At 66.6% G+C, this 13,235-nt stretch carries 14 protein-coding genes and 1 pseudogene; 9 read left to right on the forward strand and 6 right to left on the reverse strand.

Going from position 1 to position 13,235, the window contains the following annotated elements:
- Positions 1 to 44: 44 nt before the first annotated feature.
- From AC5P99_RS09650 to mmsB, 5 genes are read left to right on the forward strand one after another with little or no spacing between them, the layout of a single operon-like run.
- Complete coding sequence (locus tag AC5P99_RS09650) at positions 45 to 1,550, forward strand: CoA-acylating methylmalonate-semialdehyde dehydrogenase (protein ID WP_057500041.1); 1,506 nt, start codon at positions 45 to 47, stop codon at positions 1,548 to 1,550.
- A 26-nt stretch (positions 1,551 to 1,576) separates the two neighbouring features.
- Positions 1,577 to 2,731 carry an acyl-CoA dehydrogenase family protein gene (locus AC5P99_RS09655; RefSeq protein ID WP_458296175.1) on the forward strand — a complete coding sequence of 385 codons (1,155 nt, stop codon included), beginning with the start codon at positions 1,577 to 1,579 and terminating at the stop codon, positions 2,729 to 2,731.
- Positions 2,728 to 3,525 carry an enoyl-CoA hydratase gene (locus AC5P99_RS09660; protein ID WP_049449380.1) on the forward strand — a complete coding sequence of 266 codons (798 nt, stop codon included), beginning with the start codon at positions 2,728 to 2,730 and terminating at the stop codon, positions 3,523 to 3,525. The genes AC5P99_RS09655 and AC5P99_RS09660 overlap by 4 nt, the downstream gene beginning before the upstream one ends.
- Positions 3,522 to 4,697, forward strand: coding sequence for an enoyl-CoA hydratase/isomerase family protein (locus AC5P99_RS09665; RefSeq protein WP_495213079.1), 1,176 nt, complete (start codon positions 3,522 to 3,524; stop codon positions 4,695 to 4,697). The genes AC5P99_RS09660 and AC5P99_RS09665 overlap by 4 nt, the downstream gene beginning before the upstream one ends.
- On the forward strand, positions 4,694 to 5,584 hold the full coding sequence (mmsB, locus tag AC5P99_RS09670; RefSeq protein WP_057500038.1) for a 3-hydroxyisobutyrate dehydrogenase: 891 nt from the start codon (positions 4,694 to 4,696) through the stop codon (positions 5,582 to 5,584). Before AC5P99_RS09665 ends, mmsB begins: the two co-directional genes overlap by 4 nt.
- 228 nt (positions 5,585 to 5,812) lie before the next feature.
- On the opposite strand, the gene AC5P99_RS09675 is transcribed toward mmsB, so the two are convergent.
- Together AC5P99_RS09675 and AC5P99_RS09680 are read right to left on the reverse strand one after the other, a co-directional pair.
- Positions 5,813 to 6,238 carry an organic hydroperoxide resistance protein gene (locus tag AC5P99_RS09675; RefSeq protein WP_004153735.1) on the reverse strand — a complete coding sequence of 142 codons (426 nt, stop codon included), beginning with the start codon at positions 6,236 to 6,238 and terminating at the stop codon, positions 5,813 to 5,815.
- 112 nt (positions 6,239 to 6,350) lie between these two features.
- A complete protein-coding gene (locus tag AC5P99_RS09680; RefSeq protein ID WP_057500037.1) occupies positions 6,351 to 7,331 on the reverse strand; it encodes a cation diffusion facilitator family transporter in 981 nt (326 codons plus the stop codon).
- Between the two features lie 122 nt (positions 7,332 to 7,453).
- Here AC5P99_RS09680 and AC5P99_RS09685 point away from each other — a divergent pair.
- A pseudogene (locus AC5P99_RS09685) lies at positions 7,454 to 7,540 on the forward strand (sulfate transporter); the annotation flags it as partial.
- 76 nt (positions 7,541 to 7,616) lie between these two features.
- On the opposite strand, the gene AC5P99_RS09690 reads toward AC5P99_RS09685, so the two are convergent.
- From AC5P99_RS09690 to AC5P99_RS09705, 4 genes are all read right to left on the reverse strand, one after another.
- The gene (locus AC5P99_RS09690) at positions 7,617 to 7,910 is read right to left on the reverse strand and encodes an addiction module antidote protein (RefSeq protein ID WP_049448199.1); all 294 of its coding nucleotides are present in this window, start codon (positions 7,908 to 7,910) and stop codon (positions 7,617 to 7,619) included.
- Positions 7,911 to 7,948: 38 nt separating this feature from the next.
- Positions 7,949 to 8,239 carry a type II toxin-antitoxin system RelE/ParE family toxin gene (locus AC5P99_RS09695; RefSeq protein WP_049431373.1) on the reverse strand — a complete coding sequence of 97 codons (291 nt, stop codon included), beginning with the start codon at positions 8,237 to 8,239 and terminating at the stop codon, positions 7,949 to 7,951.
- Between the two features lie 145 nt (positions 8,240 to 8,384).
- Entirely contained in the window at positions 8,385 to 10,166 is a 1,782-nt protein-coding gene (locus AC5P99_RS09700; protein WP_495213080.1) for a peptidoglycan-binding protein, read from the reverse strand.
- A 42-nt stretch (positions 10,167 to 10,208) separates the two neighbouring features.
- Positions 10,209 to 10,628, reverse strand: a complete 420-nt coding sequence (locus tag AC5P99_RS09705; protein ID WP_199801530.1) for a lysozyme inhibitor LprI family protein — start codon at positions 10,626 to 10,628, stop codon at positions 10,209 to 10,211.
- 217 nt (positions 10,629 to 10,845) lie between these two features.
- Between AC5P99_RS09705 and dusA the strand changes: the two genes are divergently transcribed.
- From dusA to AC5P99_RS09720, 3 genes are all read left to right on the forward strand, one after another.
- Positions 10,846 to 11,877 (forward strand): tRNA dihydrouridine(20/20a) synthase DusA, encoded by a 1,032-nt coding sequence (dusA, locus tag AC5P99_RS09710; RefSeq protein WP_495213081.1) that lies wholly within the window; start codon positions 10,846 to 10,848, stop codon positions 11,875 to 11,877.
- 213 nt (positions 11,878 to 12,090) lie between these two features.
- On the forward strand, positions 12,091 to 12,465 hold the full coding sequence (locus tag AC5P99_RS09715) for a hypothetical protein (protein ID WP_005407693.1): 375 nt from the start codon (positions 12,091 to 12,093) through the stop codon (positions 12,463 to 12,465).
- A 73-nt stretch (positions 12,466 to 12,538) separates the two neighbouring features.
- The gene (locus AC5P99_RS09720) at positions 12,539 to 13,222 is read left to right on the forward strand and encodes a response regulator transcription factor (RefSeq protein ID WP_004136763.1); all 684 of its coding nucleotides are present in this window, start codon (positions 12,539 to 12,541) and stop codon (positions 13,220 to 13,222) included.
- Positions 13,223 to 13,235 lie beyond the last annotated feature (13 nt).

Here is a 13,235-nt window from a genome sequence, read left to right on the forward strand (position 1 = left end):
GTGAATAATGCCAAGCATCTTTCGCACCCCGTGGGATTGTCGTCATGACTGTTGCAGCGCCCCGTATCCGCATGCTGATCGATGGCCAGTTCGTTGAATCGGCCACCTCCCACTGGCAGGACGTGATCAATCCGGCCACCCAGGACGTGCTGGCCAAGGTGCCGTTCGCCACCACCGGCGAAGTGGACGCCGCCGTCGCCGCCGCCAAGGAAGCCTTCAAGACCTGGCGCAAGACCCCGATCGGCACCCGCGCGCGCATCTTCCTGAAGTACCAGCAGCTGATCCGCGAGAACATGAGCGAGCTGGCCCACATCCTCACCGCCGAACAGGGCAAGACCCTGCCGGACGCCGAAGGTGATGTGTTCCGTGGCCTGGAAGTGGTCGAGCACGCCGCCGCCATCGGCAACCTGCAGCTGGGCGAGCTGGCCAACAACGTGGCCAATGGCGTGGACACCTACACGATCATGCAGCCGCTGGGCGTGTGCGCTGGCATCACCCCGTTCAACTTCCCGGCGATGATCCCGCTGTGGATGTTCCCGATGGCGATTGCAACGGGCAACACCTTCATCCTCAAGCCGTCCGAGCAGGACCCGATGGTCACCATGCGCCTGGTCGAGCTTGCCCTGGAAGCCGGCATTCCGAAGGGCGTGCTGAACGTCGTCCACGGCGGCGAAGAAGTGGTCAACGCGATCTGCGACCACCCGGACATCAAGGCCGTGTCGTTCGTCGGTTCCACCCGCGTCGGTACCCACGTCTACAACCGCGCCTCGCTGGCCGGCAAGCGCGTGCAGTGCATGATGGGCGCCAAGAACCACGCCGTGGTGCTGCCGGACGCCAACAAGGAACAGACCCTCAACGCGATGGTCGGCGCCGCCTTTGGTGCGGCCGGCCAGCGCTGCATGGCTGCCTCCACCCTGGTGCTGGTCGGTGAAGCGCGCAACTGGGTGCAGGACCTGGTGGCCAAGGCCCAGACCCTGAAGGTCAGCGCCGGCACCGTGTCCGGCACCGACGTCGGCCCGGTCATTTCCTGCAGCGCCCGCGAGCGCGTGGAAGGCCTGATCGCCTCGGGCGTGGAGCAGGGCGCCAAGCTGGTACTGGATGGCCGCAAGCCGCAGGTGGATGGCTTCGAGAAGGGCAACTTCGTCGGCCCGACCATCTTTGCCGGTGTCACCACCGACATGCGCATCTACCAGGAAGAAATCTTCGGGCCGGTGCTGGTCATCCTCGAAGCGGAAACGCTGGAAGACGCCATCGCGATGGTCAACAGCAACCCGAACGGCAATGGCACCGCCCTGTTCACCCAGTCCGGCGCGGCCGCACGCAAGTTCCAGGAAGACATCGACGTCGGCCAGGTCGGCATCAACGTGCCGATCCCGGTGCCGGTGCCGCTGTTCTCGTTCACCGGCTCGCGCGCGTCCAAGCTGGGTGACCTGGGTCCGTACGGCAAGCAGGTGGTGCTGTTCTACACCCAGACCAAGACGGTCACCGCGCGCTGGTTCGATGACGAAACGCTGAGCCATGGCGTCAACACCACGATCAGCCTGAAGTAACGGCAGGAGCAGCCATGAGCCACTCGATGACGACGGAACTGGAAGAAGCACAGCAGGCGTACCGCGAGGCGGCGCGCGACTTCGCACAGGCCGAACTGGCGCCGCACGCCGCGCGATGGGATGCGGAGGGCATCTTTCCGCGCGAGGCGATCGCCAAGGCAGGTGAACTGGGCTTCTGCGGTCTGTACATGGACCCGGAGGTGGGCGGCAGCGGTCTGAGCCGACTGGACGCCGCCGTCGTCATCGAGGAGCTCGCCAACGTCGATCCGTCGACCGCGGCGTACATCAGCATCCACAACATGGCCTCGTGGATGGTGTCCAAGTGGGGCCAGCCGGCGCTGCGCGATGCGTGGGGCCAGGATCTGGCCGCCGGCCTCAAGCTGGCCTCGTACTGCCTGACCGAACCCGGTGCCGGTTCCGATGCGGCCTCGCTGAAGACCACGGCCGTGCGCGACGGTGACTTCTATGTGCTGAACGGCTCGAAAGCCTTCATTTCCGGCGCCGGTGCCACCGAGCTGCTGGTGGTGATGGCGCGTACCGGCGGTGCCGGTGCCGGCGGTGTCAGCGCGATTGCGGTGCCGTCGGACCTGCCGGGCATCAGCTTCGGCCGCAAGGAAGAAAAGATGGGCTGGAACAGCCAGCCCACCCGCGGCATCACCTTCGAGAACGTCCGCGTGCCGGTCAGCCACCTTCTGGGAGAGGAAGGCGGCGGCTTCAAGCTGGCGATGAAGGGGCTCGATGGCGGCCGCATCAACATCGCCGCCTGCTCGCTGGGCGCCGCGCAGGGAGCGCTGGATGCCGCGCGCCGCTACATGGGCGAGCGCCGCCAGTTCGGCAAGGCGTTGGCCGAATTCCAGGCGCTGCAGTTCAAGCTGGCCGACATGGTCACCCAGCTGGTCGCCGCACGGCAGATGGTGCACACCGCCGCGCGCAAGCTCGATGCCGGTGCCAGCGACGCCAACGTGTGGTGCGCGATGGCCAAGCGCTTCGCCACCGATGCCGGTTTCACTGTCTGCAATGAAGCGCTGCAGATCCACGGTGGCTACGGCTACATCCGCGAATATCCGATCGAGCGCCTGCTGCGTGACTGCCGCGTGCACCAGATCCTGGAAGGCACCAACGAGATCATGCGGGTGATCGTTGCCCGTCACCTGCTCAACACCGAAGAGGAACTGCGATGAAGGATTGGCGTACCCAGGAGCACGTGGGCCTGAAGGTGGAGGTCGATGGCCACACCGCCGTGGTCACCCTGAACAACCCGCCGGCGCACACCTGGACCGTGCACAGCCTGTCAGCGCTGCGCGACCTGGTCGGCGCGCTCAACGCAGACCGCGACATCTACGCGCTGGTGATCACCGGCGACGGCGAGAAGTTCTTCTCCGCCGGTGCCGACCTCAACCAGTTCGCCTCCGGTGACAAGGCCGCTGCACGTGAAGCCGCGCGCCGTTTCGGTGAAGCCTTCGAAGCGCTGTCCGGTTTCCGTGGTGTGTCGATCGCCGCGATCAACGGCTACGCCATGGGCGGTGGCCTGGAATGCGCACTGGCCTGCGACCTGCGCATCATCGAAGACCACGCCCAGGTCGCGCTGCCGGAGGCCACCGTCGGCCTGTTGCCGTGCGCCGGTGGCACCCAGAACCTGCCGCGCCTGGTCGGCGAGGGCTGGGCCAAGCGCATGATCCTGCTGGGCGAGCGCATCAATGCCGAGACCGCACTGCGCATTGGCCTGGCCGAAGAAAAGGTCGGCAAGGGCGAATCCAAGGCACTGGCCCTGGAATGGGCGAAGAAGGCCGGCAAGCAGAGCCCGACCAGCATCGCCGCCTGCAAGACCCTGGTGCAGTCCACCCGCACCGGCACCCACGCCTCGGCGCTGGTGGCCGAGCGCGAAGCCTTCGTCGACCTGTTCGACACCGCCGACCAGGTCGAGGGCGTGACCGCCTTCCTGGAAAAGCGCGCCGCGCAGTGGAAGAACGCATGAGCACCGACACCGCTGCCGACGACGCACCGGTGTTGTTCGAAGAGCGCGTGGCCGGCAACGGCACGCGCATCGGCATCGCCACGCTCAACGCGCCGCGCACGCTCAATGGTTTCTCGCTGCCGATGGCGCACCTGTTGCTGAAGCAGCTGAATGCCTGGGCCGATGACGACGGCATCGCCATGGTGGTGCTGCAGGGTGCCGGTGAGAAGGCGTTCTGCGCCGGCGGCGACCTGCACAGCCTGTACAAGAGCATGGTTGCGTTCCGCGAGGCCGGCCGCAGCGACATCCGCGAGAACGACTACGCCGCCGAGTTCTTCGACGTCGAGTACCGCGTCGATTACCTCATCCACACCTACGCCAAGCCGATCCTGTGCTGGGGCCATGGCATCGTGATGGGCGGCGGCATCGGCCTGATGTCCGGCGCCAGCCACCGCGTGGTCAGCGAGCGCTCCAAGCTGGCCTTCCCGGAAATCACCGTTGGCCTGTTCCCCGATGTCGGTGGCAGCTGGCTGCTGCCGCGCGTGCCGGGCAAGGGTGGCCTGTTCCTGGCGCTGACCGGCGCACTGCTCAACCCGGGCGATGCCATCTACGCCGGCCTGGCCGATGTGCACGTGGCTGAAGAACGCCGCAGCGCGGTGTTCGATGCGTTGCTGCAGGTGGCCTGGTCCAGTGATGCCGCACACAACCACGAACGCCTGACCCATCTGCTGCAGTCGCATGCCAGTGATGCTGCGACCGGTCCGCTGCTGGCCAATGCAGCGCAGGTCGAGGTGCTCTGCGAAGGCGATGACCTGCAGACCATCGTGGCGCGCATTGCCGGTCTGCAGACCGACGATGCCTGGTTGCAGGCGGCACAGAAGACCCTCGCCGCCGGTGCACCGGGTTCGGCACGGCTGTCGTACGAGCTGCAGCGCCGCAGTGCCGGCCAGGACCTGGCAGCGATCTACCGCCTGGAATACGTCGTCGCCCTGCATTGCGCCGCCCACGGTGATTTCGCCGAAGGCATCCGCGCGCTGCTGATCGACAAGGACCGCAATCCGCAGTGGAACCCGACCACCCTGGCCGAGGCCACCGCCGCGTGGGCCGATACCTTCTTCGCTTCCCCCTGGGCCGATGCCGCGCATCCGCTGGCCGACCTGGGCACTCCCCTTGTTGAAAGGAGCCTTGCATGAGCCGCATTGCATTCATCGGGTTGGGCAACATGGGTGGCCCGATGGCCGCCAATCTGGTCAAGAACGGCCATACCGTGCGCGTGTTCGATCTTGTCCCGGCCGCGGTGCAGGCCGCCGTCGATGCCGGCGCGAGCGCAGCCGCATCGGCGCGCGAAACCCTTGCCGATGCCGAGGTGGTGATCTCGATGCTGCCGGCCAGCCGCCACGTCGAAGGCGTGTACCTGGGCGAGGACGGCATTCTTGCCGCGATTCCGGCGGGTGCACTGGTCATCGACTGCAGCACCATTGCCCCGGCCAGCGCGCGCAAGGTTTCGGAAGCCGCTGCCGCGCGTGGCCTGCAGATGATCGACGCGCCGGTATCGGGCGGTACCGCCGGTGCCCAGGCCGGCACCCTGACCTTCATCGTCGGTGGCGAAGAGGACGCGCTGGAACGCGCCCGCCCGGTGCTGCAGGCAATGGGCAAGAACATCTTCCACGTGGGCGCCAGCGGTGCCGGCCAGGTTGCCAAGCTGTGCAACAACATGGCGCTGGGCGTGATCATGGCGGTGACCGGTGAAGCCATTGCACTCGGCGTGGCGCACGGCTTGGACCCGAAGGTGCTGTCGCAGATGATGGCGGTCAGCACCGGCCGCAGCTGGGCCACCGAAGTGTGCAACCCGTGGCCGGGTGTGCTGGAAAACGCCCCGGCCTCGCGCGGCTACAGCGGCGGTTTCGGCAGCGATCTGATGCTCAAGGACATGGGCCTGGCGGTGGAAGCGGCGATGAGCGTAGGCGCCTCGATCCCGCTGGGCGAAGTGGCCCGCAACCTGTACTCGATGAACCACCAGGCCGGCCGCGGCAAGCTGGATTTCTCCAGCGTCGTGCAGCTCATCACGAGCGAGAAATAAGGCTTGGGTAGGTAGAGCCGAGCCCATGCTCGGCTGCTTTTCCGCCGGATGTTCCAGCGCCGGACGGATCAGCCGAGCATGGGCTCGGCTCTACAGAAGCAAATGCGTCCCCGGCGCGCGCCGGGGCCCACCCGAGGTGGGATGGGCGGATGCCCGGTTTCGACCGGCATCCGCCCATTTTTTTGCCCTGCACGCGGGTAGTGCCGGCCGCTGGCCGGCATCACCGCATCAGGCAACGATCAGCGTCACGTCGATGTTGCCGCGGGTGGCATTCGAGTACGGGCACACGATGTGCGCCTTCTGCACCAGCTCTTCGACCTGCTCGCGCGGCACGCCCGGCACGTTGATGGTCAGCTCGGCCTCGATGCCGAAGCCGGTCGGGATCTGGCCGATGCCCACTTTGCCGGTCACGGTGGTGTCGGCCGGCAGCGCGACCTTGGCCTGGCCGGCCACGAACTTCAGCGCGCCCAGGAAGCAGGCCGAATAGCCGGCGGCGAACAGCTGTTCGGGGTTGGTGCCCGGGCCACCGGCGCCGCCCAGCTCGCGCGGGGTCGACAGCTGGATGTCCAGCACGTTGTCGGAGGAGACGGAACGGCCTTCACGGCCGCCGGTGGAGGTGGCCTGGGCGGTGTACAGAACCTTTTCGATGGACATCGGGATGCTCCTGGTCGGTGGGTGGATGTTTGCGTTGGAGCCTACTTTGCCCGGTTTCCGCGTACGTTGGGTTGCAGGGCGTACGAAAAACTTGATCGATCGTCCTGTCGGCCTAGATCGTCCACTCGCGGTCGGTGGTGAACATGATGGTCAGCCAGCGGTCCGGCGAGGCCTCGCCCAGCGCATCGCCGATCTCGTCGCGCAGCTGGTCCCATTCCACCAGCGGCCGCGGCGGGTCGTCCTCGCGGACCACGAAGAACAGCTCGATCTGCTCGCCGCGGCCCACCTGGGCCACGTAGCTGCGGTGCTCGACGAAGCCATGCTTGGCCACGATCGCGCGTGCCACGGCATCCACGTGCGCCTGCAGCTCCGGCGGGGTGACCAGCAGGATGCCGGCCAGCGCCCGGCGCACGGTACCGAGCGGGGCGATCATCACCAGCACGCAGACGAAGGCAAGGATGGCCGGGTCGATGTACGGCCCGATCCAGGCCCAGGACGTGCCCTGTACCAGCACGCCGCCAAGGAAGGCGACCATGTAGCAGGCCGACATGCTGGCCGCGATCACCCAGTTCTTGGCATCCAGCGCGATGAATTCAGAGCCGATACGGCGGTTGGCGCGCAGCACGAACCAGCCCAGCGCGCTCTCGGCCACCAGTGACAGGCCGGCGAAGATGATCGCCGGGCCCAGCGCGATGTGGCGGCCACCGGACATCAGCGCATCCACCGCATTGACCAGCGCATACAGTGCCGCGCCGATCATCAGCGTGCCGCTCACGCCCAGCACGATCGGCTCCAGGTGCCAGAAGCCCATGGTGAAGCGCTGATTGAGCCGCGACTGCAGGGCATCGGTCTGCGTGGACAGCGCTATCAACCGGGCCACCAGCAGCGACAGCCAGGTCATCACCACGTCGATCAGGCCGTAGATGCCATCGAAGATGATCAGCGAGGAATTGGCCAGCAGGCCAAACACCACCGCCGCAGCGGCCAGCAGCAGTGCGCCGGCGATCGACAGGCGCAGCACGCCCTGTTCGGTGGCGGGGTCGAAGAAATGCGGGTGGTCGGTGGCCATGGCCCGATTGTAGAGCGACGCCATGCTCCGCTGTCTTCTGCTGTCCGGCATCGTCGCAGAACGTCGAGGACATCGCCGAGACGCCCAGCGAGCGTGACCGCGAATGCGTCGCCCAGGGCGTGGCCAACATGGTCATCGAATTCTTCGGCCGCATGCTGGATATGCAGCGCGACGATGCCGGTGACACGCAGGTCTACCGCGTGCGTGGGCAGGTGTTCTTTGCCTCGGCCGGCCATCAATCTGTACCTTCGGCGCCACGTGCTGGTAGTCGAAGTGCCGGGCAATGCCCGGCGAATGAAGCGGTCGCGGTCAGGCCTTACCGGCCTGCACGGTCAGATGCACTCCAAGCGCCGACAGCACACGTTGCACGGTATCGAAGCGTGGGTGTGCTCCGGGGCGCAGCGCCTTGTACAGGCTTTCGCGTCCAAGGCCGGAGACCTCGGCAACGCCGCCCATGCCGCGGGCGCGCGCCACTGTTCCGAGTGCCTCCTGGAAGTGGCCCGCGTCACCTGCTGCCAACGCCTCGCTTAGATAAGTGGCGATTGCGACGTCATCATCCAGATAGTCTGCGGGATCGAAGGGAATCGTCTTCAGCTTGCTCATGGGGAGAGTCCTGGGAACGGCATGGAATCAAATGGTGGCTACAGCAGCTCCGCGAGCCTGACCGCTTTTTCGATATCGCGACGCTGGCTCGACTTGTCGCCACCGTGCAGGAGCACGACGATGGATCTCCCACGACGTGTGAAATACACGCGATATCCCGGCCCATGGTTGATTCTCAGTTCGCTTACGCCATGACCCACTGATCGGACATCTCCCTCGAGACCGCGGGCGACGCGCTGCAGGCGCTCCACGATCACGCCGCGGGCCCTGCTGTCGTTGAGCCCACGCAGCCATCGCGTGAATGTCTCTGTTGCCTGGAGAATCGCCATTCATCCATCGTATCCATAAGGATACATGGTTCAATCGGCATCCGCGACGATCATCGACGCACCGTGCTCGACCCCACGGGTCTGCCTCAGGCCGACCAGTGGGGCGGGCGCGAATGACGACAGCAGGCCCATGGGCCTGCATTCCTCACGCCATCATGGCCCGCGGGCCGTGCTGCTGGGTCTGCTGGTCGATCTTCTGCTGCTCGCGCTGCTGATCGCTCACCTGCAACGCCCGCTCGCTGTTCTCCTGCACGCTCTGGCGCATCGCGTCAGCGGTCGATATCGGCGCGGTATTGCGGTTCAACGCGCTTTCGTCATGCAGCGCATTGGCCTGCACCGCGCGCGCCATCGAGCCATCCTGGTTCAGCTCAACGCGATCAACCCGGTACAGGCCGGCACGCGCAGCTTCCACGGTGAGGGCAGCGGCCAGCTTCTCGCTGTGCTCGCCGGAGGGCAGGCCACGCGCTTCCTCGGCGAACTTCACCTGCACCAGGGTCTCGGTGTACAGCCAGTTCTGCGGGCTGCGCGGGTCGGACATCGGGTACACCGTCTCGCGTGCAGGCTCGGCCGCTGCCTGCTGTTCCGGGGTGTTGCCCTGCGCCTGCGCGCGCTGCTGCACTTCATTGGCCAGCGCCTGGCGGGTTTCCGCATCGGCAATGCCGGTCGCGGGCAGGCCATGCTGCTGCTGGAAAGCGTTGATCGCATGGCGGCTGCCACCGCCCAGATAGCCATCGCTGCCGATGGCCTGGCCCTTGGCGTCGGTCAGCCCCAGCGCGGCCAGGTTGCCCTGGAGTTCGCGCGCGTCGCGGTCGATCGCGGCCAGCGTGGCTGGCCCGGCCTTGCCGTCCACCGGGTCCAGGTTGTGTGCGCGCTGGAAGTCTTCCACCGCCTTGCGGGTGGTGGCATCGAAGCGCCGGTCCGGATTCAGCGTCTGCTGGCCGCCAGCACTGGCATAGCCCAGCGTGACCAGATTGCTCTCCAGCTTCAGCACGTCACGGCCGCTGGACCCTTCCTTCAACGTCTGCGAACCGGCTTGCTGGCGCGGTGCGCCGATCTGGTCCAGCGCCACCTTGATGTCCGCATCGTTGTGCTCACCGGCGGGCGAGTAGTCGCGGCTGCTGACCTTGGCATGGGCGCGGTCCATTGCGTCCTTGTTGTTGGCGTAGGCATTTTCGTAGCGCACGGCGATGTCGCCGGCCTTGGGCGCGTCGAAGTACTGGTAGGTCTCGCGGATCTGCCCGGCCTTCGCGCGCAGCGCCTCGTAGTCACCGCCTTCTTCCAGCACCTTCTGCAGCTTGGGCAGCTGGCTGGGCAACTGGTTGGCGGTCTTGGCGATCAGGCTGATCGCTTCGAAGCGGTTTTCCTCGGCGATGCCGCTGCCGTGTGCGTCCACCATCGCCATGCCGATCCGGGTGGCGTTGCGCACCTGCGGGTAGTCGATGTTCGCGTGGATCCACTGCTTGCCCTCGGCCGAACCGGCCCAGGCGTTGATGCTGTCGCGCGTGTTGGTATCGATGAACTGGATCGAGCTGCGCCCGCTCAGGCCATTGCCGTGGCTGAGCAGGTCGCGGCGCAGGTCGGCGTGGTCCTGGGTGAAGGGCAGGTTGTGCGCCTTGGCATAGGTGCTGGCCTGATCGATCACGGCGTCGACATAGGTCGTCTCGCCCGCCTTCAGTGCGTGGCCGTCGATGGCGCCCAGCGCCCACTCGCCGCGCTGGCCGAAGTCGACCTGGATCGCGCCCAGGCTGTAACCGCTGTTCTGCGCGACTTTGTTCACCGTGCCCCAGTGCGGTTCGGTCACGCCCTGGGTGATGCCGGCGATGGCCAGATGATAGGAGGCGGGGCCACCTTCGGTACCACGGCCGACGGCGAAATACACGGCGCCGGAGGTGGCATCGAGATCATGGGTATCGATGTTGGTTGGCATGTCTTACATCCTTGTGCAGTCAGAGGGTCTGCCCCTCAAGGGTCAGTCCAGCAGCTGCAGATACTTCTGCAGCTGGTCGGCACGCGCGCTCAGGCGCATCACATCGTTCAGCTCGCCCTGCAGGTTGCCGGGCTGCGAATCGTCGTACAGCGCGGTATCCAGTTCGCTATCGCGGCTGCGCGACTGCAGCCACGCGCGCTGGGCATTCACCAGCTTGGTCTTCTTTGCGCCAGTCAGCTTTGCCTGCAGCTGGCGGTAGGCCTGGTTCAGGCGCTGATCCTGGCGTGCGCTTTCCGAGGTCAGGCAGGCGGCCTGCTCGATCGCACCCTGTGCCTTGTCACGGCAGGTGGTGAAGGCCGGGCTCAGCCCGGTGGCAGCCGGTGCTGCGGTTGCCGTGCCGATGGCCAGTACGGCGACCGCCAGCGCGGTGGCGAGGGTCCTGCTCAAACGCTTGTGCTGCATCATCTGCTCCACACGTCCAATCCATTGCGAGCGACGGACTATAACGGCGTCAATATTTCGTCGTCGTCAACGAATCGCGACAACTGTGACCGGTTGCCCGTCATTGTGGGGTGGCGCCGCCCGGCTTGCGGACGGCCCTCGGGCCCGGGCGCCCCGCTATCCGGGCGCCAGCCGCCGCCATTCAGCCGGGCGGTGTAAACTATTGATCTCACTGGCAATGCCAGTCTCCACGATCGACACCCCGATGACGTCCGCCGCCGCCCGTTACGCTGATTCCCTGCGCCTGTCCGTTGCCCCGATGATGGACTGGACCGACCGCCATTGCCGCGTGTTCCATCGCGTGCTGGCGCCGGGTGCACGCCTGTACACGGAGATGGTGCACGCCAACGCGGTCATCCACGGTGACCGCGAGCGCCTGCTCGGCTTCGACCGCAGCGAGCAGCCGCTGGCGCTGCAGCTGGGTGGCAGCGATCCGGCCCTGCTGGCGCAGGCCGCACGCATCGCTGCCGAGTGGGGCTATGACGAGGTCAACCTCAACTGCGGTTGCCCGTCCGATCGCGTGCAGGCCGGGCGTTTTGGCGCCTGCCTGATGCGCGAGCCGGTGCTGGTGGCCGAGTGCGTGGCGGCCATGGTCGACGCGGTTGATATCCCGGTGACGGTGAAGTGCCGCCTGGGTGTGGACGAGGACAACGACTACGACGTGTTTGCCAGCTTCGTCGACCGCCAGGTCGCCGCTGGTGCGGCGATGGTGGTGGTGCATGCGCGCAACGCGTGGCTGAAGGGCCTGTCGCCGAAGGAGAACCGCGAGGTTCCGCCGCTGAAGTACGACTGGGCCTACCGCCTGAAGGAGGAGCGCCCGGCACTGCCGGTGGTGATCAACGGTGGCCTGGCCAGCATCGAGGCGGTACAGGCGCAGGCCGCGCACGTCGATGGCGTGATGCTGGGCCGGGCGGCCTATCACGACCCCTATCTGCTGCATCAGCTGGAGGCGCTGCACACCGGCGCCCCGCTACAGGCACGTGGTGACCTGCTGCGCGCGATGCGCCCCTACATCGAGGCGCGGCTGGGCGAAGGCCTGGCGCTGAAGCACATCACCCGCCACCTGCTCGGCCTGTTCCATGGCCAGCCCGGTGGTCGCGCCTTCCGCCAGGTGCTGAGCGAGGGCGCACACCGCCCGGGCGCCGGCTGGAGCCTGATCGAACAGGCCTTGGCGGTCACCGAACGCGAAGCTGATCGCGCCGCAGCGTGACGTCGGTCACGGTCCTGACTTGACAAGGGGCGGCGATTCGTCCCGAATGTTCACCTAGATGAACGACGCGAGCGCAGGGCCGGAAAAGTTCAGACCGGATTCACTGCCCCAAACCAAGAATTTGCAAAGGATTTGTAAAGCGCCGGGTCCCGAACCCGGCTCCCGGATTTACGACTTTTGAACGAATCGCCGTGCTCGGCTAGGATCGCATCGATGTCTTCCGCTCCCTTCCATCGCCGCATTGCCCTGGCCACCTGCGTGGTGCTGGCGGCTGCGCCGCTGTCTTCGGCGCTGGCGCAACAGCCGCCGCGTGGCGATCAGGGGCGCGCGGAGATGATGGAGCGGGGCGAGCGCGGTGGCCGTGGCGACGAGCGCTCGCTGTCCGATGCCGTGCGCCGCGTGCAGCGCACCACCGGCGGCCACATCCTCGGCGCCGAGCGCGTGCCGTTCGATGGGCGTGACATCAACCGGGTGAAGTACATGGACGACCGGGGCCGGGTCCGCTACATGGACGACCCCGCACCGTCGCGTTCACAGCCGCGCACGCCGCGGTCGGATATGTCATCACTACGCGGCGATAACCCCTGAACAGGGATAGTTGTCGCTATCAACCCGTACCCCACAGGCCTCCGGGCCACACCCAGGACACTAGGGAGAGTTCATGCGTATCCTTCTGGTCGAAGACGAAGCCCCGCTGCGTGAGACCCTGGCAGCCCGGCTCAAGCGCGAAGGCTTTGCCGTCGATGCTGCGCAGGACGGCGAGGAAGGCCTCTACATGGGGCGCGAAGTTCCGTTCGATGTCGGCATCATCGACCTCGGCCTGCCCAAGATGTCGGGCATGGAGCTGATCAAGGCCCTGCGTGACGAAGGCAAGAAGTTCCCGGTGCTGATCCTGACCGCGCGTTCGAGCTGGCAGGACAAGGTCGAAGGCCTGAAGCAGGGCGCCGACGACTACCTGGTCAAGCCGTTCCACGTCGAAGAGCTGCTGGCCCGCGTCAACGCGCTGCTGCGCCGCGCCGCCGGCTGGAGCAAGCCGACGCTGGAATGCGGCCCGGTCGCCCTGGACCTGGCTGCGCAGACCGTCAGCGTGGCCGGCAGCAATGTCGACTTGACCAGCTACGAATACAAGGTGCTGGAGTACCTGATGATGCACGCCGGTGAACTGGTCTCCAAGGCCGACCTCACCGAGCACATCTACCAGCAGGACTTCGACCGCGACTCGAACGTGCTGGAAGTGTTCATCGGCCGCCTGCGCAAGAAGCTGGACCCGGATGGCGAACTGAAGCCGATCGAGACCGTGCGCGGCCGCGGCTACCGTTTCGCGATTCCGCGCAACGAGGGCTGAGCCGGCTCAGCCT

Source organism: Stenotrophomonas sp. YJH_SMC_80, from assembly GCF_059372495.1.

Bases quoted from the DNA above. Each gene is read 5' to 3' on its own strand.
- AC5P99_RS09650 (WP_057500041.1), top strand. From the start codon at position 45: ATGACTGTTGCAGCGCCCCGTATCCGCATGCTGATCGATGGCCAGTTC.
- AC5P99_RS09655 (WP_458296175.1), top strand. From the start codon at position 1,577: ATGACGACGGAACTGGAAGAAGCACAGCAGGCGTACCGCGAGGCGGCG.
- AC5P99_RS09660 (WP_049449380.1), top strand. From the start codon at position 2,728: ATGAAGGATTGGCGTACCCAGGAGCACGTGGGCCTGAAGGTGGAGGTC.
- AC5P99_RS09665 (WP_495213079.1), top strand. From the start codon at position 3,522: ATGAGCACCGACACCGCTGCCGACGACGCACCGGTGTTGTTCGAAGAG.
- mmsB (WP_057500038.1), top strand. From the start codon at position 4,694: ATGAGCCGCATTGCATTCATCGGGTTGGGCAACATGGGTGGCCCGATG.
- AC5P99_RS09675 (WP_004153735.1), bottom strand. From the start codon at position 6,238: ATGTCCATCGAAAAGGTTCTGTACACCGCCCAGGCCACCTCCACCGGC.
- AC5P99_RS09680 (WP_057500037.1), bottom strand. From the start codon at position 7,331: ATGGCGTCGCTCTACAATCGGGCCATGGCCACCGACCACCCGCATTTC.
- AC5P99_RS09690 (WP_049448199.1), bottom strand. From the start codon at position 7,910: ATGAGCAAGCTGAAGACGATTCCCTTCGATCCCGCAGACTATCTGGAT.
- AC5P99_RS09695 (WP_049431373.1), bottom strand. From the start codon at position 8,239: ATGGCGATTCTCCAGGCAACAGAGACATTCACGCGATGGCTGCGTGGG.
- AC5P99_RS09700 (WP_495213080.1), bottom strand. From the start codon at position 10,166: ATGCCAACCAACATCGATACCCATGATCTCGATGCCACCTCCGGCGCC.
- AC5P99_RS09705 (WP_199801530.1), bottom strand. From the start codon at position 10,628: ATGCAGCACAAGCGTTTGAGCAGGACCCTCGCCACCGCGCTGGCGGTC.
- dusA (WP_495213081.1), top strand. From the start codon at position 10,846: ATGCCAGTCTCCACGATCGACACCCCGATGACGTCCGCCGCCGCCCGT.
- AC5P99_RS09715 (WP_005407693.1), top strand. From the start codon at position 12,091: ATGTCTTCCGCTCCCTTCCATCGCCGCATTGCCCTGGCCACCTGCGTG.
- AC5P99_RS09720 (WP_004136763.1), top strand. From the start codon at position 12,539: ATGCGTATCCTTCTGGTCGAAGACGAAGCCCCGCTGCGTGAGACCCTG.